The organism is Massilia sp. PWRC2 (assembly GCF_049896725.1).
In the GTDB taxonomy this organism is placed as follows: Bacteria; Pseudomonadota; Gammaproteobacteria; order Burkholderiales; family Burkholderiaceae_D; genus JAFCUW01.
Genome location: NZ_JAFCUW010000001.1, coordinates 365907 through 382622 on the forward strand (window position 1 = coordinate 365907; position 16716 = coordinate 382622).

The window sequence follows — 16716 nt, forward strand, 5'->3', positions numbered from 1 at the left end:
CCAAGGTCAATTTTCGCCGCATGATGTCGGCTCCTGTCAAATAAGGTATCAAAGCAATGACATTGGTAGCGAACCATCCGGACCGAAATATCATCCGCGTCCAGCTCAAGCAGAATGTGGTTCTCAAAGAATTGCGCGACAGTGAAATGGAAGCACTCGAACCTTTTCTGACGGTCGAAGACCATCAGAAGGGGGACATGCTGCTCAATCAGGGCGTACACGATATGGAGCAATATTTCGTGCTTGATGGCATCCTCAAACGGGTCGTCACCAACCAGGAAGCGAAGGAAATGATCCTGCGTTTTCCGGCCGAGCGCGACATCGAAACAAGCTACGCCGCCTGGCGCTTGCACACGCCCACGCCGTACAGCATTGTCTGCGTGACCAAGGCGCGGGTGGCACGCATGCCGCTGTCGCAGTGGGTGGCATTTTTGGAGAGTCACAGCGCCGTCAAGCTGGCCTTTGAATACGAAGTGATGAACCTCATGAGCGGCATCATGGCGCACACCATCACCCTGCACCTGCTCGACGCGCCGGGGCGCGTGCACCGCTTCATGCGCAAGCATCCGGAACTGTTCGAACGGCTGCCAAAAAAGGAGTTGGCGTCCTATCTGAACCTGTCGCCAGAGACCTTGAGCCGGCTAAAAAATCAGGGAAAAATCTAGCGGGCGCCGCCGCCAATTCGGTCGTTTGGCACCATGTTGTTGATGTTGCCAATATCAGTTTTCGCTATATCTCATATCAGAACATGAAATTGGTGCGATGCAAAAGAGGTCTTTATAATTGACTTCATCGAATCCAACCAACCTTCAGGAGTCTCTCATGACCAGCTTCAACAACACCGCACCAGCCGGCTCGACCTATCCCGCACCATCGTTCTCGATCACCTCGATCATCGAAGCGTTGTTCATGACCAAACTGCGCGAAGAACTCGATGCCGAAACCACCGGCGACAAGTCGGACGCAGCTTTTCACTACGGCATGTAATCAAGCCCGGATTGCTGCAACTGCAGCAATCCGGCGAAAATAAAACGCACCCAAGGCCAAGGTCTTCGGTGCGTTTTTTTATGTGCGCGTCGGTGACTTCAAAGGCGCTTTTAGATCATCTCACGCGGCCACCAGTTTCTGCAGTTTGACGCCGCCATGCTCTTCCTGCATGGTGCGCTCAAGCATTTTAACGAGCGCGTACGCCGAGTCGATATGCGGCGTTGGCGTCCCCGTCAGCCGAGCCAGCTCAACCACCGATCCGACCAGCGCATCAATCTCCGGCCCCCGTCCCGCTTCCACATCCTGCAGCATCGAGGTCTTGTGTTTGCCGACCTTCTCGGCGCCCTCGATGCGACGGTCGAGCGTGACGCGGAACGAAATGCCCAGCTGCGCCGCCACTGCCTGCGCTTCTTCCATCATCGCCGCTGCCAGTTCGCGCGCCAGCGGATACTGGCAGATGTCAACCAGGGTCGAATGTGACAGCGCGCTGATGGGATTGAAGCACACATTGCCCCACAACTTGAGCCAGATTTCAGCACGGATATTGTCGAGCACGGGAGCCTTCAAGCCAGCATGCTGAAACACGCTGGAAATGGCCAGCGCCCGCGCGCTGCTGCTGCCGTCGAGTTCGCCGAGTGGAAAGCGTTCGCCTTCCACATGCTGGATCACGCCTGGGGCGATCAGTTCGGCTGCAGGGTAGACCACGCACCCGAGGATATGTTGGGGTGCGATCTTGCTGGCGAGCAGGCCCGTGGGATCGACGCTCTTGACGACGTGTCCTTCGAACTTGCCGCCGTGCTGGTGAAAGTACCAGAACGGGATCCCGTTCTGCATCGTCACCACCACCGTATCGGGTCCTATCAAATGGCCGATCTGGTCGGCCACCGCGTCGACCTGGTGCGCTTTTAAAGCCAGGATCACCAGCTCTTGCACACCGGCCGCGGCGTAGTCGTCGGTCGCCTTGACGTGCGGCGCGACGTGTTCTGTTCCATCATGATCGATCAGCTTGATACCGTTCGCCGCGATCGCTGCCAGGTTGGCACCGCGCACGATGAACGTGACATCTTCGCCTGCCAGCGCCAGCTTGGCGCCGACGTACCCCCCAATTGCTCCTGCTCCAATGATTGCAATTTTCATGACGTGCTCCCACCTAGTTTACTCGAACCGGTTTTTGAGCTTGCCTATGCCATCGATCTCGATTTCGATCGTGCTGTTTGGTCGCATGGAGCCCACGCCGACCGACGTGCCGCACAGCAGCACATCGCCCGGATACAAAGTCATGTCTTTCGAAATCTTGCTGACCAATTGGGCCACTGAAAACACCATATCATTGACAGGGTAATCCTGCCGGACTTCTTCGTTGAGAATCGTGCGCACCACCAGCATGGCCGGATCGAGTCCGCTGGCAATCACCGGTCCCAGCGGACAAAAGGTATCGAAGCCCTTGGCCCGGCACCATTGCGCAAAAGTGGGATCGCGGCTGATGATCTCGGCGACGGTGACGTCGTTGGCGCAGGTCAGGCCGAACACGTGCTCGGGCGCTGCTGCTTCACTGACATTGGTGGCGGTCTTGCCAATCACGATGGCCAGTTCGCCTTCGAACACCACCTTGGCGTCAGGACTGCCTTCGAGCAGCGGGCGGCGAATCGTGCCGCCAGGCGCCAGCAGGGTATTGGGGGTCTTGACCAGGTACAGCGGTTCCGGCGGTGGCGCCAGTCCCAGTTTCTTGCCCAGCGCATGGTAGTTGTTCCACATCGCCAGCATCTTGCCCGGCACCACGGGAGCGAGCAGCTTGACGTCGCTCAGGTGCATGGATTTGCCGTTCGGTTCGGGATTGGCGAACATGTCGCCCTCGTGGACCCGAATCTTTTCACCTTCGAGCGTGCCGAAGCAGATCGCTTCCCCGTGTTGGAAGCGAACCCAGCGTTTGATAGTCATATACATTCCTTTGGTACGCCGGATGGTTCGGGAAGGTGGCGCCGACCGGCACTGCCAGCCGGCGCCGTAGTGCAGGTTTAGCGGGCCATCCGTGCGGCTGCCACATCGATCGAACCGGGTGCGACCGGGGTCACCGCTTCGGTCATGAACTTCGAGCGCATCGGCTTGAGGACGAACCAGGCCATCAGGGCGGCCGCCGCGTTCAGGCCGCAGCCGACGAAGAACACGGCTTCCCAGCTGCCGGTGGCGGCAGTGATCATGCTCGAGACAGGCACGAAGATCGAGGCGGTGCCCTTGGCGGTGTACAGCAGGCCGGCATTACCAGCGGCGTTCTTGGTGCCGAAAGTATCGGCAGCGGTGGCCGGGAACAGGCTGTAGATTTCGCCCCAGGCAAAGAACACGACACCGGTCAGGATCACGAACATGATCGGATCGCGGCCAAAGTAGTACAGCGCCAGGATGCCCACCGATTCCATCGCAAAGGCGATGAACATGGTTTTTTCACGGCCGATCTGGTCGGATACCCAGCCAAAGAAGGGACGCGTCAAGCCATTGAGCACGCGGTCGATCGCCAGGGCAAAAGTCAGTGCTGGCAGGATCATGCCCATGACGTTGAACTTGACGCCGTCAATCTTGAAGTCTTGCGCAATCGGACCCATTTGCGCCGTTGCCATCAGGCCACCAGCGGCGACCAGCACAAACATCACGTACATGACCCAGAACACCGGTTTGCGAACGATTTGCGATGGGGTGAACTCGGCATTGCCTTGTTGCACCTTGGTTTTTTTCTTGATGGCGCCTGGCACGTGTGCTGGCGGACGCACCATCATCAAGGCGAGCAGCATGACGATCAAGCCCTGGCCGAGGCCGAAATACAGGAAAGTTTGCTCGTAACCTTTGGAAGCAATCATCATCGAGATGGGGATGATGGTGGCCGCCGAACCGGCGCCGAAACCGGCCGCCGTCAGACCGGCGGCGAGACCGCGGCGATCCGGGAACCATTTGAGGGCCGAGCCGACACAGGTACCGTAGACGGCGCCAGCGCCAATACCGGAGATCGCCGCAGCGATGTAGAGCATGGTGAGGGTGTCGGCAAACGAGTTCATGACCCAGCCGAGGGCGCACAGCAAGCCGCCGAACAGCACCACCGGACGGGGGCCGAATTTGTCGACCGCCCAGCCTTCGATCGGTACCAGCCAGGTTTCAGTGAGAATGAAGATGGTGAAGGCGACCTGGATGGCAGCCTTGGACCAGTGATATTTATCGGCAATCGGGTTGACGAACAGGGTCCAGCCGTACTGCAGGTTGGCGATCATCGCCATGCAGACGATGCCCATAACCAGCTGCATCCAGCGGTTGACGCCGGGCTTGGCCGGGTTGATGCTTGTTTCTTGTGTCATTTTCCATGTCTCCGTGATGGTGTGTAGTAGCGTCTGTGCGCTTCCGGGTGGCCGGCAAGATGGTTAGTCCCGTCGTACCCCCGCCATTGCTGTGGAATCGGTCGTGGCAGCGGCGCTGCTGACCTGATGTGGCTCGATTGTCATTACGCGTCTCCCTGATTTTATTGTCAAGCGTACATGTATTCTGCTGCCCGGGTAAGCGAACCCCGGCGTGACGTTTGGGATGCCAGAAATATAATGCCATTTTTCCAACATACGTCCCAGCTTTTTGTGGCGGGATCATATTTACACAAACGTCGACAGATGCCCGATTGTGGAAGACGCGTTTTTTTATATCCTTGACCTCGGTTAAGTTTTGAAATCAGCTTACATGGAAATTTGTTATCAAATGTCGGCGTGGTGCTGCTGGATTTGTGCCCAGTTGATGAAGGCGGCGGGACGGCAGCCCGCTTCGCTCATGGCTTGCAGGCGGCGCTGTTTGACCGCTTCGATGGCGTCGACCAGGAAATCGGCGTCGTAGGCCTTGAGCAGGTGCGCTTGCTCGGTTTCCAGATAGCGGCGCAGGCAGGCGCGGTCGCCGTCGGCACAGGCACCGCCCTGAAACCGCGCACTATCCCAGTGAAAACGCAGACCGAGTTCGTGGAAGGCGGCGTTGTAGGCGTTGCGGTGGGCGTCGGCATTGGCGCTGAGGGACGGGCTGCTGCTGTGCGTGCTGGACATGGCGTTCTCCGGAGGACATCGGTTCATCGGTGAAAATTCAGTAAGTTCAATGTACCGCGCACAAATGATTAGCAATAGTTAAAGTTATTAAGCATAATCATTTACGATCATGTATACATTGAACGGCCGCCCTATGAAAAATGCCACCTTGCGACAATTGAAAGTGTTTGAAACGGTGGCACGCCACCTGAGTTTTTCGCGCGCCGCCGAAGAGCTGCACTTGACCCAGCCTGCCGTCTCGACGCAAATCAAGACGCTCGAGGGCCACGTCGGTCTGGCCCTGTTCGAACAGCTGGGCAAAAAGGTCTATCTGACCCAGGGCGGTGCCGAGCTGCTATACCATTCGCGCGCCATCATCGGCCAATTCATCGAGGCCGAAGAAGCGCTGGCGCACTTCAAGGGCATCGCCGGCGGCCGCCTGAATGTGGCGGTGATCAGTGCGGGCGATTATTTTTTCCCCCATCTGCTGGTCGAATTTGCCCGTCGCCACCCTGGGGTCAAACTCAATCTGACGGTGCACAACCGCGAAGAGCTGCTGGGCGAACTGGCCAACAATCTCACCGACCTGGCCATCATGGTGCGCCCGCCGCACGATCTCGATACCCTCAACGAACCGTTTGCGCCGCACCCCTACGTGATCGTCGCCGCCCCCAATCACCGGCTGGCCAGCCGCACACGCATTTCGATGGCCTCACTGGTCAAGGAAGCGTTCGTGGTGCGCGAGAAGGGTTCCGATACCTGGTTTTCCATGCAGGACGGTTTCGGTCAATACATGCGTGAGCTAAACATCGCCATGGAAATTCGCAGCACGGAGACCATCAAGCAAGCCATCATCGCCGGCATGGGCGTGGGCTTTCTGTCGGCCCACACCATCGGCCAGGAGCTGCGCACGGGCAGCCTGGTGGTGCTGCCCGTACAAGGGTTCCCGCTGATGCTCAACTGGTACGTGGTGCACCGTATCGACAAGCGGCTGCCACCGGTGGCGCGGGCGTTCAAGGAATTTTTGCTGCAGGAGGGGGCGCAGCTGATCGGCGCGCTGATACCGGCGCCAACGCCGACCAGTCATGGAGATTTGGAATCTTGACGGCAGTCAAGGTTTTTGCGGGGGCGAATGGGCACAGTGGTCCTGTTTCACTCCGAAGTATTTACGCCGCCATCATTGATTCGATGGCGGCTTTTTTTTGCGCGCTTTAGCCGCAGCTGGCGTTCGGCCATTGTTCGGCCATTGTTCGGCCATTGTTCGGCCATTGTTCGGCCATTGTTCTGCCATTGACGGCAATCGCATCGACTGCGCCGACAGCTTCCGCAGAGCGGCGCTCGGGGGGCCACAGTTCGCGTTGAAAGCACCCTTTTTTGCTTCGCTATCCCATCAAGGCCTTGACGTGCGCAGCGGTGCCACCGGCGAGCCCCTCGGCGCTATAGCCCCCTTCCAGCACGGAGACAATGCGACCGGCACACAGCTCATCGGCCACCGCCATCAGTTCTTCGGTGACCCAGCGGTAATCATCATCTTCCAGGTTCATGCCGGCCAGCGGATCGAGGCGGTGCGCATCGAAGCCGGCCGAGATGATCAACAAATCAGGCCGGAAGGCGCGCAGCTTCGGCAGCAGTTCGGCAGCCATCCTCTCGCGGAACAGGCGCGAGCCGCAGCCAGGCGGCAGCGGCACGTTGACGATGTTGTCGGCCACCCCGTGCTCGCTGGCGCTGCCGGTGCCCGGGTACAGGGGTGACTGGTGGCTCGAGCCATAAAACAGCTCTGGACGGGCATAGAAGGCTTCCTGGGTGCCGTTGCCATGGTGGACGTCGAAGTCAACCACCGCCACCCGTTCGAGCCCGTGTACCTGCAAGGCGTGGATGGCGGCGATGGCCGCCTGGTTAAAAATGCAAAAGCCCATGGCCCGATCGGATTCGGCGTGGTGGCCGCACGGCCGGGTGGCGCAAAAGACGTTGTCGGCCTCGCCCGCCATGACGGCGTCGACGCCGGCACAGGCCGCGCCGATGCAGCGCATGACGGCATTCCACGAACCGGCCGACATGACGGTGTCGCCGCCGTCGAGCGCCACGCGGCCGCTGGCGGGGGCGAGCTCGGCCACCGTGTCGACGAAGGCCTGGTCATGCACCAGCATGGCCTGCATGCGCGTGCCCATGGGGGCGTCGCGCCAGCGCAGCGCGGCAAAATCGGCCGATGCCAGCACGTCGAGCACCGTGTGCAAGCGTGCAGGCGACTCCGGGTGGCTGCTGCCGGGATCGTGCTTAAAACAGTCCTGGTGGGTGAAAACGAGCGTAGTCATGAGCATCCTGTGAAGGCGCCTCCATCATGTGATCAGGCAATTAGGCAATCAGACAATCAGACAATCAGGATGGCGCGAAAATCGTTGACGTTGGTGAGCGTCGGCCCGCACACGACCAGGTCGCCCAGCGCTTGGAAAAAACTGTAGCCGTCATTATTGTCCAGCATCGCCCGCGCGCGCAAACCGTGCGCCTGCGCGCGCGCCAGGCTGTCGGGGCCGAGCAGCGCGCCCGCATTGTCCTCGGAGCCGTCGATGCCATCGGTATCGCAGGCGATCGCATCGATGCCTGCGTGGCCATCAAGCGCCAGGCCGAGGGCCAGCAGGAATTCGGTATTGCGCCCGCCCCTGCCGCTGCCGCCGACGGTGACGGTGGTCTCGCCGCCTGACAGGATCACGCACGGGCGCGCAAACGGCGCGCCATGCGAGACCACCGCGCGCGCCAGCGAGGCGTGCATCAGGGCAATGTCGCGCGCCTCTCCCTCGATATCGTCGGCGAGGATGTGCGCGGTGATGCCGGCGGCGCGCGCCACCGCGGCGGCAGCGTCGAGCGCCAGCCGGTTAGAGGCGATCACCTGCACGCTGTTGCGGGCGAAGCGAACATCGCCCGGCTTGGGCGTCTCGCCCGCGCCCGAATCGAGCAGCGCGCGGGCGGCGGCCGGCAGCGCGATGCGGTAGCGTGCCAGGATCGCCCGCGCGTCTGCGCAGGTGCCGGCGTCGGCCAGGGTCGGGCCGCTGGCGACCAGCGCCGGATCGTCGCCCGGCACGTCGGAGATCACCAGGGTGACCACACGCGCCGGCGCGCAGGCCAGCGCCAGCCGGCCACCCTTGATGGTCGAGAGGTGCTTGCGCACGCAATTGATTTCGGCGATGGTGGCGCCGCTGGCCAGCAAGGCCTGGTTGATGGCCTGCTTGTCGGCCAGGGTCACGCCATCCGCCGGCAGCGCCAGCAGCGCCGAGCCACCGCCGGAGATCAGGCACAGCACCAGATCGTCAGCACCCAGCCCCGCCACACAATCGAGGATGCGCCGGGCGGCAGCGACGCCGGCGGCGTCCGGCACCGGGTGCGATGCTTCGAGCACCTCGATGCGCTGGCAGGGGGCGCCATGGCCATAGCGGGTGACCACCACGCCCGACAGCGGCCCCGGATAATGGCCTTCGACCACCCGCGCCATCTCGGCGGCGCCCTTGCCGGCGCCGATCACGATCAGGCGGCCGTTGACGGGTGCGGGCGGCAAAAACGGCGGCAGGCAGACGGCGCTGGTGGCGGCGCCGACCGCGGCGTCGAACATTTCGCGCAACAGGCGCTGGGGCTGCAGCATGTCAGCTCTTGGCGATCGGGTGATTCGACATGCGCTCGATGGCCTGGCACAGGGCCGAGTGATCGAGTCCGCTGTCGCCGTGGGCAGCACAGGAATTCATCAACTCCTGCACGGTGGCGGTATTCGGCAGCGACACCCCCATCGCCTTGGCACCCTGCAGCGCCAGGTTCAAATCCTTCTGGTGCAGTTCAATGCGAAAGCCCGGTGCAAAGGTGCGCTTGACCATGCGCTCGCCGTGCACTTCAAGGATGCGCGAGGCGGCAAAGCCACCCATGAGCGCCTGGCGTACCTTGGCCGGATCGGCCCCCGCCCTGGAGGCGAACAGCAGCGCTTCGGCCACCGCCTGGATATTCAAGGCGACGATGATCTGGTTGGCTACCTTGGTGGTCTGGCCATCGCCATTGGCGCCGACCAGGGTAATGTTTTTGCCCATCAGGTCAAACAGTGGCTTGACGCGGCCGAACGTTTCCTCGCTGCCGCCGACCATGATGGTCAGCGAGGCCGCGCGCGCGCCCACTTCGCCGCCCGACACCGGGGCATCGAGATAGTCGCAACCGAGCTTGTTGATTTTTTTGGCAAACTCCTTGGTCGCCATCGGCGAGATCGAACTCATGTCGACCACCACCTTGCCGGTGGTCAGGCCGGCAGCGACGCCATCGGCGTCAAACAGCACCGCTTCGACGTGCGGCGTGTCGGGCACCATGACGATGATGATATCGGCGCGCCTGGCCACTTCGGCGCCCGAGGTGCAGACGGTGGCGCCGCCGTCGATCAGCGCCGCCGGCGGATTTTTTTGATCGTGCAGATACAGCTTGCAGCCGCCGGCCTGCAGGTTGGCGGCCATCGGCGCGCCCATGATGCCCAGGCCGATAAAACCTACTTTGAGTGCATTTGTCGCGACATTCGTGTTCATGTCCGTCTCCGTTATTGATTATTCGGTGATGCCGTGTTCAGCGATCCACTTGAGGCCATTGACGGTGCCGTTTTGCGGCTTGTATTCGCAGCCGACCCAGCCCGTGTAACCGATTGCATCCAGCATCGGCAGCAGATAGCGGTAATTGATTTCGCCGCTACCCGGCTCGAAGCGGCCCGGATTGTCGGCCAGCTGGATGTGACCGATCTGCGCCAGGTGGCGCTCGATGGTGGCGGCCAGTTCGCCCTCCATGCGCTGCATGTGATAAATGTCGTACTGCAGTTTGAGATTGGCCGCGCCGGTGTCGGCGATGATGCCGAGCGCCTGCTCGGTGCCATTCAAATAAAAGCCGGGAATGTCGAAGGTGTTGATCGGCTCGATCAACAGGCCGATGTTTTCACGCGCCAGCGCGTTCGCTGCAAAGCGCAGGTTGGTCACCACGGCGTCATAGGCCTGGTCCGCGGTGACACTGGCCGGCTTGATGCCGACCAGGCAGTTCAGCTGCGGCACGCCGAGCGCTTTCGCATAAGCGATGGCGGTGCCGACGCCGTCCTGAAATTGCCCGCTGCGCGCGGGATCGCAGGCGATACCGCGTTCGCCCGCCTCCCAGTTACCGGCCGGCAGATTGTGCAGCACCAGCTGCAGACGGTGCGTATCGAGCTGCGCGGCGATGCGGTCGGCCTCGAACGCGTAGGGGAACAAAAATTCGACACCCTTGAAGCCCGCTTTGGCCGCTTCGGCGAAGCGGTCGAGGAAGGCGACCTCGGTGAACAGCATGGTCAAATTGGCGGCCAGTCGGGTCATGTTGATGGCTCCTTACTTGACGTCGAGGACGTCGTTAAATTCATTGATGGCATCGATCTCCATCCCCATGGCGATATTGGTGACCCGTTCGAGAATGACTTCGACCACCACCGGCACGCTGTATTCGGCCATCAATTGGCGCGCCCGCTCAAAGGCCGGGATGATCTCTTCGGGACGGAACACCCGGATCGCCTTGCAGCCGAGACCTTCGACCACGGCGACGTGATCGACGCCGCGCCCTTCCATCTCGGGCAGGGCGTTGTTGATGTTGTCGAATGACAGCTGGACGCAGTAATCCATCTCGAAATTGCGCTGCGCCTGGCGGATCAGACCCAGGTACGAGTTGTTCACCAGTACGTGGATGTAGGGCAGCTTGAACTGCGCGCCCACCGCCAGCTCTTCGATCATGAACTGGAAATCGTAGTCGCCTGAAATGGCGACGATATCGCCCGTGGGGTCGGACGCCCGCACGCCCAGCGCCGCCGAGATGGTCCAGCCCAGCGGGCCGGCCTGGCCGCAATTGATCCAGTGGCGCGGATGGTTCACGTGCAGGAACTGGGCGGCGGCGATCTGCGACAGGCCGATGCTGGCGACGTAGCGCACGTCGCGTCCGAAATACTGGTTCATTTCGTGGTACACGCGCAGCGGCTTGACCGGCACCGCATCAAAATCGGACTTGCGCAGCATGGTGCGCTTTCGTTCCTGGCATTCGGCCAGCCAGGCGCTGCGGTCATTGAGCTTGCCGGCCGCGCGCCACTCTTTGGCGACGTCGATCAACAGTTCAAGCGCCACCTTGGCATCGGAGACGATGCCAAAATCGGGACCGAACACGCGGCCAATCTGGGTCGGTTCGATGTCGATGTGAACAAACGTGCGGTCCTTGGTAAACACCTCGATGCTGCCGGTGTGGCGGTTGGCCCAGCGGTTGCCGATGCCGATCATGAAGTCCGACGCCAGCACGGTGGCATTGCCATAGCGGTGACTCGTTTGCAGGCCCGCCATGCCAGCCATCTGCGGGTGATCGTCCGGAATACAGCCCCAGCCCATCAGGGTGGGAATCACGGGTACACCGGTGATTTCAGCAAACTCCACCAGCAGTGCCGAGGCATCGGCGTTGATGATGCCGCCGCCGGCGGTGATCAAGGGACGGCGGGCGTCGTTGAGCATGCCCAGCGCCTTTTCGATCTGCGCGCGGGTCGCTTTTGGTTTGTACAGTTCCATCGGCTCGTAGGTATCGGGGTCGAATTCGATGATTCCCATTTGCACGTCGAACGGCAGGTCGATCAGCACCGGACCGGGGCGGCCGGAGCGCATCAGGTGAAACGCCTGCTGGAACACGCGCGGTACCAGCGCCGGCTCGCGCACGGTGACGGCCCACTTGGTGACCGGCTTGGCGATGGCCTCGATATCGACTGCCTGAAAGTCTTCCTTGTAGATGCGGGCCCGCGGCGCCTGGCCGGTAATACAAAGTATAGGTATCGAATCGGCTTGCGCCGAATACAGGCCGGTGATCATGTCGGTGCCGGCCGGACCGGAGGTGCCGATGCACACGCCAAGGTTGCCGGCCTTCGCCCGGGTGTAGCCTTCGGCCATGTGCGAGGCCCCTTCGACGTGGCGGGCGAGGATGTGACGGATGCTGTCGCGCTTGCGCAGGGCCGAATACAAAGGGTTAATTGCCGCGCCGGGCACGCCGAACGCGACGCTGACGCCCTCTTTTTGCATCACCCATACTGCCGCTTCCGCCGCCGTCATCTTTGCCATGTGGTTCTCCGATTATTAGAATGGTGGTAGTCGATGGTGCTATCGTAGGGCTTGAGGACGTGCTTGATAAGACGACAAAATATCGGTGCATTCGATACTCCAGGTATGGAATAATGGCTGCAGGAGATCATCACCATGGACAAGCTCAAACAGATGGAAGCCTTTGTCGACGCCGTCGAAAAAGGCAGCCTGGCGCGCGCCGCGCTGGAACAGAACATCACCCCGGTGATGCTGGGCCGGCGCATCGATGCGCTGGAAAAGCGCCTTGGCGTCAAGCTGCTGCACCGCACCACCCGCCACCTGACGCTCACCGAGCAGGGCCAGGTGTTTCTCGATCATTGCCGCAAGCTGCTTGCCGATGTCGAAGTGGCCGAGACCATTGTCACCGAAGGCCGCTACAAGGCCAGTGGTCATTTGATCGTGTCGGCGCCGGCCGCCTTTGGCCGCCTGCACGTGGCGCCGCATGCGCCGGCGTTCGTGGCGGCCCATCCGAAAGTGCGCATCTCGTTCAATCTGACCGACCAGGTGGTCGATCTGGTGCGCGAGGGCTATGACGTTGGCATCCGCATCGGCGGCGCCATCGATCCGAATTTCGTCGCGGTGAAACTGGCCACCAATGCCCGCGTGGTGTGCGCCACCCCCGACTACTTCGCGCGCAATGGCGTTCCGCGCACGCTCGACGACCTCGCCCACCACAACTGCCTGGCTTTTAATTTGCAGGGCGGCCAGCAGCGCGGCTGGTATTTTCAGAAGGAGGGCAAGGCGCTCACCGTGCGCGTGCAGGGTAAGCTCGACTGCAACGACGGCGAACTGCTGCACCGCTGGGCCAGTGAAGGGCTGGGCCTGGCCTGGCGCTCGACCTGGGAAATCCAGGCGCAACTGGCGGCCGGCGAACTCATTACCGTGCTCGACGAGTTCGCCCTGCCCGACTACGACATCGTCGCCGTCTACATGCAGCAGCGCCACCTGCCGGCCAAGGTGCGCTTTTTTATCGATGCCTTACGGGCCACCTACGCCCAGCCCGGTTACTGGCGGCGGCCGATGCCATCGAATACGGCGGCGGCCAGCCGCTAAGCGGTGGCAACGGCACAAAAGCTGGCGCACGACCGGACCGCCTGTCCCAAATAAACATCAAAACTAACTATTGCCGCCGGGAACGTAATTGCTGCTTACTTTCAGTGCTAACATTCCCAACGGAAAGTTAGCTGATCCAAGCCGCGTGCGCTGCGCCTACCGTTGTTGATCAATTTGCCATGATAATGCCGCCCTTGTCCGTACCGTCCCGCTGCCCGCCGCCGCTGTCACTGTCGCTGCTGGCCCCCTGCCGGAGCGACGCATGGCTGGCTTAAAGCTGGGCAGCATCGGGCTCGAGCCGAAAGATGTCGCCTACCTGCGCGCGCTGGTGCGGCTGTATGCGCACACGGAAAAGCTCAGCTGGTCATTTGCCGATGTCGCGCCGTATGACGCGCTGTTGGCAGGCAGGTCTGCCAATCCACGCCTGCTGGCCGGCTTCAAGGGCGTGGTGGTCAACCTGGTCGGCGCTGCTGTCGCGGGTCAGGCAGGCGCCGATACCCTGGCCTATCCGCTGCACCCGGAACAGTTGCGCGAGTGGCTCAAGCTGCGCGAGGCGTCCCTGTTGCAGGCGCAAGCGCCTGCGCCGATGCCGACCCCGGCCAGCGTAGCGGTGCCAGTGACCGCCGCGTCTGCAACTATTGCTGCTGCTCCGGCCCCTGCGCCTGCTCTCCCTGCCGCCTCTGCGCGGGCAACGGCCGCAGCCAGCGCCGTCGTCAGCAGCGGCCGCCTCTACCAGCTGCGGCGCTGGCCCGATGTCGGCCTGCTTAACGAACATCCGGCGGCGCTGCGCATGGCCACGCTGATATCGCGCAAGGCACTCAGCACGGCGCAACTGGCGGCGCTGACCGACCAGTCCGAATCGGCGTGCCGCCGCTTTATCGGCACGCTGCTGCGCGCCGGCTTGCTCATTGAAGAGCGCGCCCCGGATACGCACGCGGGCACTGCCGCCGCGTCGCTCAATGTCGCCATGGCGACGGCCGTGGCGCCGGTGCGGCAAGGCCTGCTGGCCAGCCTGCGCCGTCACCTGGGACTCTAGAAAGTCGCCATGAAAGAATATAAATTACTGATCACCGGGACTGTCGGTGCCGGCAAGACCACCGCCATCCGCGCCATCAGCGACATCGAACCGGTGGTCACCGACGTCGCCAACCACGACAGCACGGTCGACAAGGCGCGCACCACCGTCGGCCTCGACTACGGCATGATCACGCTCGACAATGGCGACCGCATCCGCCTGTTCGGCACGCCCGGACAGGCGCGTTTTGATTTTCTCTGGCAGATTTTGGTTCACAAGGCGCTCGGCCTGATCATCCTGATGGACCATTCGCGTCCAGCACCGTTAAGCGACCTCGCGATGTTTCTCGACGGCTTCGCCAGCCATCTGCAGTTGCTGCCGTGCGTGATTGGCGTTGGTCGCCATGACATCGACGGCGGCTTGCCCCTGAGCAGCTATGCCGACCTGCTCGAGCAGCGCGGCCTGGTCGTGCCAATCCTCGCCATCGACGTGCGTCAGCGTGCCGATGTGCTGTTATTGATTGATACCCTGCTGGGACAGATCGAAGCGGGCATGCCACTGGATTTACCATGACAGAAATTGATCACCTGCCGCCCGGCCTGCGTGAAACAGCCGAGCGCGCGGTCAACGCCTGCCTGGCCGAACTGGTGGGCATGAGCGCCGTCGTTATCGCTACCGTCGATGGTTTTGATCTGGCTGCGGCTGCGCACGGCCAGCACGACGGCGCGCGCATCGCCGCCATGGCCAGTTCGATCTCGGCAATCAGCGCCATGGTGGCGCGCGAGGCGGGCCTGGGCAACGTCAAAAGCGTCACCATCAGCACCGACAACGGCTTCGCCATCGTCCACGGTGTGCCGCGACCCGATGTCGAACTGGTGATTCACTTGATTGCCGATGGCGACGCCATCCTGGCGCAAGCCATGCACCGGATCGGCGTGATGGCGAGGGTGCTGGCCGGCGTGGGTAGCTAAGGACGGGCGCCGGCGCGGCGCAACGGCGCCGAATACATATAAAAATGGGACAGGCCGCGCCTGTCCCACTGTGCTTCACCGAACGACCTGACGCCAAAGGCAGGCCGTTCTTTCATCAGGCAGCGTCAGGCCGCCTGCTTGAGCGCGTCCGCATCGAGCTTGGCATTGGCATCGTTGACGAACTTGCGGCGCAGCGGCAGCAGCACGAACTTGGCGGCAATCGCCGCGACGATGGTGATCGAGGCCGAGAAGATGAACGCCCGGTCCCAGTTGCCGCCCGCCGACAGCACTGACGCCAGCGGCACCAGCAGGGACGCCGTGCCCTTGGCAGTGTAGAGCGTACCGGCGTTACCGGCGGCGTACTTGACACCAAAGGTATCGGCGCAGATGGCTGGGAAGATCGAAAAAATCTCACCCCAGAACAGGAAAATCAGCGCAGCGAAGGTCATGAACAGCACCGGGTCGTGACCGTATTTCATCAAGCCCAGCATCGACAGGCCTTCACCAAGGAATACCACGAACATGGTGTTTTCACGGCCCAGGCGGTCCGACAGGAAGCCGCACAGGGGGCGCGTAAAGCCATTGGCCAGGTTGTCGATCGACAGCGTCATGGTGAGCAACGGCAAGGTAATACCCAGCAGACTGATCGGCAGTTTGGCAAGGCCATAATCCTTGGCGATCGGGCCGATCTGCGCGGTGGCCATCAGGCCGCCGGCGGCGACGGCGACAAACATCACATAAATGAGCCAGAACAGCGGCGTCTTGAGCATGGTGCCGGTGCTGTAATCGACGCGGGTGGTGACCACGCGGCTGGAGGCGACAATGCCTGCCGGCGGTTGCGGACGCACCATGAACATGGCCAGCACGAAAATCGCCGCACCCTGCAGGATGCCAAAGAAAATGAAGGTGTGCTCGTAGCCTGCGGTCTGGATCATGTTGGCAATTGGGATGACGGTGACGGCAGCGCCGGCGCCAAAGCCGGCGGCGGTCAGACCGGCAGCCAGGCCACGCTTGTCCGGGAACCATTTGAGCGCATTGCCCACGCAGGTGCCGTAGACGCAACCGGCGCCGATACCGGCGACCACGGCAGCGATATACAGCTCCGTCAGGGTGGTGGCGTACCCGTCGATGACCCAGCCGATGGCAGCAAAAATGGCGCCGGCGGCGATCACCGGGCGCGGACCGAATTTATCGACCAGCCAGCCTTCGATCGGCACCAGCCAGGTTTCAACGAGAATAAAAATGGAAAACGACAGCTGGATAGCCGACAGGCCCCAGTGGTTTTTGGCGTCGAGCGGACTGACAAACAGCGTCCAGGCGTACTGCAAATTGGCGACGAGGCCCATGCAGATAATGCCGAAGATGAGCTGAAGCCAGCGATTGGGTGTGCGAGTCATGGGTAGTCTCCTGGTATGCGATAAAAGGCGGGTCTTCCCGCTCTTGCCTGGAATTGACTGATGTAAATACATTCATGTCAATTCAGTAGGTATCTATTCATATTGGCCATTCAGCAGACGTAAATC

Annotated in this window: 17 protein-coding genes; 7 read left to right on the forward strand and 10 right to left on the reverse strand. The window is 61.8% G+C overall.

What is annotated here, in order from left to right; all coding sequences use genetic code 11:
* Window positions 1-56 precede the first annotated feature (56 nt).
* Together ACP7BZ_RS01675 and ACP7BZ_RS01680 are read left to right on the forward strand one after the other, a co-directional pair.
* Window positions 57-665 carry a Crp/Fnr family transcriptional regulator gene (locus tag ACP7BZ_RS01675; RefSeq protein WP_426109907.1) on the forward strand — a complete coding sequence of 203 codons (609 nt, stop codon included), beginning with the start codon at window positions 57-59 and terminating at the stop codon, window positions 663-665.
* A 157-nt stretch (window positions 666-822) separates the two neighbouring features.
* Window positions 823-987 carry a hypothetical protein gene (locus ACP7BZ_RS01680; RefSeq protein WP_426109908.1) on the forward strand — a complete coding sequence of 55 codons (165 nt, stop codon included), beginning with the start codon at window positions 823-825 and terminating at the stop codon, window positions 985-987.
* A 120-nt stretch (window positions 988-1107) separates the two neighbouring features.
* Here the strand turns inward: ACP7BZ_RS01680 and ACP7BZ_RS01685 are convergent, their stop codons facing one another.
* The 4 genes from ACP7BZ_RS01685 to ACP7BZ_RS01700 all read right to left on the reverse strand — a co-directional run bounded on the left by ACP7BZ_RS01685 (window position 1108) and on the right by ACP7BZ_RS01700 (window position 5045).
* Window positions 1108-2124 (reverse strand): 2-dehydropantoate 2-reductase, encoded by a 1017-nt coding sequence (locus tag ACP7BZ_RS01685; protein WP_426109909.1) that lies wholly within the window; start codon window positions 2122-2124, stop codon window positions 1108-1110.
* A gap of 18 nt (window positions 2125-2142) precedes the next feature.
* Window positions 2143-2925 carry a fumarylacetoacetate hydrolase family protein gene (locus tag ACP7BZ_RS01690; protein ID WP_426109910.1) on the reverse strand — a complete coding sequence of 261 codons (783 nt, stop codon included), beginning with the start codon at window positions 2923-2925 and terminating at the stop codon, window positions 2143-2145.
* A 77-nt stretch (window positions 2926-3002) separates the two neighbouring features.
* Entirely contained in the window at window positions 3003-4325 is a 1323-nt protein-coding gene (gene oxlT / locus ACP7BZ_RS01695) for an oxalate/formate MFS antiporter (RefSeq protein ID WP_426109911.1), read from the reverse strand.
* A gap of 384 nt (window positions 4326-4709) precedes the next feature.
* On the reverse strand, window positions 4710-5045 hold the full coding sequence (locus ACP7BZ_RS01700; RefSeq protein WP_426109912.1) for a hypothetical protein: 336 nt from the start codon (window positions 5043-5045) through the stop codon (window positions 4710-4712).
* A 133-nt stretch (window positions 5046-5178) separates the two neighbouring features.
* Between ACP7BZ_RS01700 and ACP7BZ_RS01705 the strand changes: the two genes are divergently transcribed.
* The gene (locus ACP7BZ_RS01705; RefSeq protein WP_426109913.1) at window positions 5179-6129 is read left to right on the forward strand and encodes a LysR family transcriptional regulator; all 951 of its coding nucleotides are present in this window, start codon (window positions 5179-5181) and stop codon (window positions 6127-6129) included.
* A gap of 277 nt (window positions 6130-6406) precedes the next feature.
* Here ACP7BZ_RS01705 and ACP7BZ_RS01710 read toward each other — a convergent pair whose 3' ends face one another.
* The 5 genes from ACP7BZ_RS01710 to gcl are packed head-to-tail and all read right to left on the reverse strand — an operon-like array spanning window position 6407 to window position 12133.
* Window positions 6407-7336, reverse strand: coding sequence for a histone deacetylase family protein (locus ACP7BZ_RS01710; protein ID WP_426109914.1), 930 nt, complete (start codon window positions 7334-7336; stop codon window positions 6407-6409).
* A gap of 56 nt (window positions 7337-7392) precedes the next feature.
* Window positions 7393-8655, reverse strand: coding sequence for a glycerate kinase type-2 family protein (locus ACP7BZ_RS01715; protein WP_426109915.1), 1263 nt, complete (start codon window positions 8653-8655; stop codon window positions 7393-7395).
* Between the two features lies 1 nt (window position 8656).
* Window positions 8657-9568: a 2-hydroxy-3-oxopropionate reductase gene (locus ACP7BZ_RS01720; protein WP_426109916.1), complete on the reverse strand. Its 912-nt coding sequence runs from the start codon at window positions 9566-9568 to the stop codon at window positions 8657-8659.
* Window positions 9569-9586: 18 nt separating this feature from the next.
* Window positions 9587-10372, reverse strand: coding sequence for a hydroxypyruvate isomerase (hyi, locus tag ACP7BZ_RS01725; protein WP_426109917.1), 786 nt, complete (start codon window positions 10370-10372; stop codon window positions 9587-9589).
* A gap of 12 nt (window positions 10373-10384) precedes the next feature.
* On the reverse strand, window positions 10385-12133 hold the full coding sequence (gcl, locus tag ACP7BZ_RS01730) for a glyoxylate carboligase (RefSeq protein WP_426109918.1): 1749 nt from the start codon (window positions 12131-12133) through the stop codon (window positions 10385-10387).
* Window positions 12134-12268: 135 nt separating this feature from the next.
* Here gcl and ACP7BZ_RS01735 point away from each other — a divergent pair, with 135 nt between their 5' ends.
* The 4 genes from ACP7BZ_RS01735 to ACP7BZ_RS01750 all read left to right on the forward strand — a co-directional run bounded on the left by ACP7BZ_RS01735 (window position 12269) and on the right by ACP7BZ_RS01750 (window position 15193).
* Window positions 12269-13207, forward strand: coding sequence for a LysR substrate-binding domain-containing protein (locus tag ACP7BZ_RS01735; protein ID WP_426109919.1), 939 nt, complete (start codon window positions 12269-12271; stop codon window positions 13205-13207).
* Between the two features lie 262 nt (window positions 13208-13469).
* Window positions 13470-14243: a hypothetical protein gene (locus ACP7BZ_RS01740; RefSeq protein ID WP_426109920.1), complete on the forward strand. Its 774-nt coding sequence runs from the start codon at window positions 13470-13472 to the stop codon at window positions 14241-14243.
* A 9-nt stretch (window positions 14244-14252) separates the two neighbouring features.
* Window positions 14253-14795, forward strand: coding sequence for a GTP-binding protein (locus tag ACP7BZ_RS01745; RefSeq protein ID WP_426109921.1), 543 nt, complete (start codon window positions 14253-14255; stop codon window positions 14793-14795).
* Window positions 14792-15193 carry a roadblock/LC7 domain-containing protein gene (locus ACP7BZ_RS01750; protein WP_426109922.1) on the forward strand — a complete coding sequence of 134 codons (402 nt, stop codon included), beginning with the start codon at window positions 14792-14794 and terminating at the stop codon, window positions 15191-15193. The genes ACP7BZ_RS01745 and ACP7BZ_RS01750 overlap by 4 nt, the downstream gene beginning before the upstream one ends.
* Before the next feature lie 125 nt (window positions 15194-15318).
* Here the strand turns inward: ACP7BZ_RS01750 and oxlT (ACP7BZ_RS01755) are convergent, their stop codons facing one another.
* The gene (oxlT, locus tag ACP7BZ_RS01755) at window positions 15319-16590 is read right to left on the reverse strand and encodes an oxalate/formate MFS antiporter (protein WP_426109923.1); all 1272 of its coding nucleotides are present in this window, start codon (window positions 16588-16590) and stop codon (window positions 15319-15321) included.
* Window positions 16591-16716 lie beyond the last annotated feature (126 nt).

What these genes read in the sequence shown, in the direction of transcription:
- ACP7BZ_RS01675 (WP_426109907.1), top strand. Translation starts at nt 57, where the DNA reads ATGACATTGGTAGCGAACCATCCGGACCGAAATATCATCCGCGTCCAG.
- ACP7BZ_RS01680 (WP_426109908.1), top strand. Translation starts at nt 823, where the DNA reads ATGACCAGCTTCAACAACACCGCACCAGCCGGCTCGACCTATCCCGCA.
- ACP7BZ_RS01685 (WP_426109909.1), bottom strand. Translation starts at nt 2,124, where the DNA reads ATGAAAATTGCAATCATTGGAGCAGGAGCAATTGGGGGGTACGTCGGC.
- ACP7BZ_RS01690 (WP_426109910.1), bottom strand. Translation starts at nt 2,925, where the DNA reads ATGACTATCAAACGCTGGGTTCGCTTCCAACACGGGGAAGCGATCTGC.
- oxlT (WP_426109911.1), bottom strand. Translation starts at nt 4,325, where the DNA reads ATGACACAAGAAACAAGCATCAACCCGGCCAAGCCCGGCGTCAACCGC.
- ACP7BZ_RS01700 (WP_426109912.1), bottom strand. Translation starts at nt 5,045, where the DNA reads ATGTCCAGCACGCACAGCAGCAGCCCGTCCCTCAGCGCCAATGCCGAC.
- ACP7BZ_RS01705 (WP_426109913.1), top strand. Translation starts at nt 5,179, where the DNA reads ATGAAAAATGCCACCTTGCGACAATTGAAAGTGTTTGAAACGGTGGCA.
- ACP7BZ_RS01710 (WP_426109914.1), bottom strand. Translation starts at nt 7,336, where the DNA reads ATGACTACGCTCGTTTTCACCCACCAGGACTGTTTTAAGCACGATCCC.
- ACP7BZ_RS01715 (WP_426109915.1), bottom strand. Translation starts at nt 8,655, where the DNA reads ATGCTGCAGCCCCAGCGCCTGTTGCGCGAAATGTTCGACGCCGCGGTC.
- ACP7BZ_RS01720 (WP_426109916.1), bottom strand. Translation starts at nt 9,568, where the DNA reads ATGAACACGAATGTCGCGACAAATGCACTCAAAGTAGGTTTTATCGGC.
- hyi (WP_426109917.1), bottom strand. Translation starts at nt 10,372, where the DNA reads ATGACCCGACTGGCCGCCAATTTGACCATGCTGTTCACCGAGGTCGCC.
- gcl (WP_426109918.1), bottom strand. Translation starts at nt 12,133, where the DNA reads ATGGCAAAGATGACGGCGGCGGAAGCGGCAGTATGGGTGATGCAAAAA.
- ACP7BZ_RS01735 (WP_426109919.1), top strand. Translation starts at nt 12,269, where the DNA reads ATGGACAAGCTCAAACAGATGGAAGCCTTTGTCGACGCCGTCGAAAAA.
- ACP7BZ_RS01740 (WP_426109920.1), top strand. Translation starts at nt 13,470, where the DNA reads ATGGCTGGCTTAAAGCTGGGCAGCATCGGGCTCGAGCCGAAAGATGTC.
- ACP7BZ_RS01745 (WP_426109921.1), top strand. Translation starts at nt 14,253, where the DNA reads ATGAAAGAATATAAATTACTGATCACCGGGACTGTCGGTGCCGGCAAG.
- ACP7BZ_RS01750 (WP_426109922.1), top strand. Translation starts at nt 14,792, where the DNA reads ATGACAGAAATTGATCACCTGCCGCCCGGCCTGCGTGAAACAGCCGAG.
- oxlT (WP_426109923.1), bottom strand. Translation starts at nt 16,590, where the DNA reads ATGACTCGCACACCCAATCGCTGGCTTCAGCTCATCTTCGGCATTATC.